We start from the raw sequence: 1,406 nt of genomic DNA, 5'->3' as shown, positions 1-1,406 counted from the left end.
CCGCCGGATCCCTCGGCGCTGCCGGGCGGTTGTACGTTCCATCCCCGCTGCGCGGTCGCCCTGGAGTCGTGCGCGGACGACGATCCTGTCCTGCGGGAGGCGGGGCCTGGGCGGCGGGCGGCGTGTGTGCACGTGTCTCCGGGGCGGGCGTCCGGGGGCGCCGCCGTTGCGGACTCCGCCGCGTCGGACTCCCCGGATGCCCCCGCCGACGTCGCTGCGGATGCCTCCGCCGACCCCTCCTCCGACGTCTCCGCCGACACTTCCCCCGACCCGGCATGAGGCGGTCCCACGGCCTCCTGAGGAGCCACCCATGACGACGACCAAGGCCCCGACGACCACGGTCCCTCTTCTCTCGGCCACCGGCCTGCACGTCACCTTCCCCGGGCGGCGCGGCGGGGCGCCCGCACGCGCGGTCGACGGGGTCGACCTCGACATCGCCCCCGGGGAGATCGTGGCCCTGGTCGGCGAGTCCGGCTGCGGCAAGACGACGCTGGCGCGCACGCTGCTGGGCCTGGTGCCGCCCACGTCCGGGAGCGTCACCTTCACGGGCGAGACCCTCACGCACACGTCGCGCGCGCTCAAGGCGTACCGGAAGCGGGTCCAACTGGTCCTCCAGGACCCCAGCGGGTCCCTCAACCCGCGCCACACCGTGTACGACGCGGTGGCGGAGGGCCTGCGGATCCACGGGCACGCGGGCGACGAACGCGAGGCGGTCGCCTCGGCACTGTCCCGGGCGGGGCTGCGACCTCCCGAACGCTTCTTCCTCCGCTACCCGCACGAGCTGTCCGGGGGCCAGCGGCAGCGCGTCGTCATCGCGGGCGCGCTCGTCCTCGAACCCGAACTCCTCGTCGCGGACGAGCCCGTGGCGTCCCTGGACGCGTCCGTGCGGGGCGAGATCCTGGCGCTGCTGCTGTCGCTGCGGGACGAACTGGGCCTCTCCGCGTTGGTCGTGACGCACGACCTGGGGCTGGCGTGGAACATCGCGGACCGGGTGGCGGTGATGTACCTGGGCCGGGTGGTGGAGACCGGGCCGGTGGAGGAGGTCCTGACGTCACCTCAGCACCCGTACACGCGGGCGCTGTTGTCCGTCCTGCCGGAGTCCCCCGGCCCCCCGATCGTCCTCACGGGCGAGCCACCGGACCCTTCGCGGATCCCTGCGGGGTGCCGGTTCCATGTGCGGTGCCAGGTCTTGGCGTCGGGAGAGGCGGGCGGGGTGGCGGGGGCGTGTCGTACGAGTGCGTTGCCGGTGCTGTCGGGTGGGGCGGGTGCGCGGGTCGCGTGCCACGCGGTTCGCCCGGCGGCGGGTGCGGGTTCCTGATCGTCCTCAATCGCCGGACGGGCTTCGGTTTGGCCTCGTGCCCGTTGCTCGGCGCGGCTTACTGATGTCCTCAATCGCCGGACGGGCT

General features: G+C 74.2%; 1 protein-coding gene and 1 pseudogene. Both read left to right on the top strand.

The window, feature by feature from the left end:
* Nucleotides 1–279: pseudogene (locus tag GT042_RS39415) on the top strand (ABC transporter ATP-binding protein); the annotation flags it as partial.
* A 31-nt stretch (nucleotides 280–310) separates the two neighbouring features.
* Nucleotides 311–1,318, top strand: coding sequence for an ABC transporter ATP-binding protein (locus GT042_RS26555; RefSeq protein WP_161311257.1), 1,008 nt, complete (start codon nucleotides 311–313; stop codon nucleotides 1,316–1,318).
* The last annotated feature ends 88 nt before the right edge of the window (nucleotides 1,319–1,406 follow it).

Origin of the sequence: Streptomyces sp. SID3212, from assembly GCF_009865405.1 — a bacterium.
Classification (GTDB): Bacteria; Actinomycetota; Actinomycetes; order Streptomycetales; family Streptomycetaceae; genus Streptomyces.
This window is presented reverse-complemented; position numbering and strand designations above follow the sequence as displayed.

Coding starts and splice junctions, on each gene's coding strand:
- GT042_RS26555 (WP_161311257.1), top strand. CDS start 311: ATGACGACGACCAAGGCCCCGACGACCACGGTCCCTCTTCTCTCGGCC.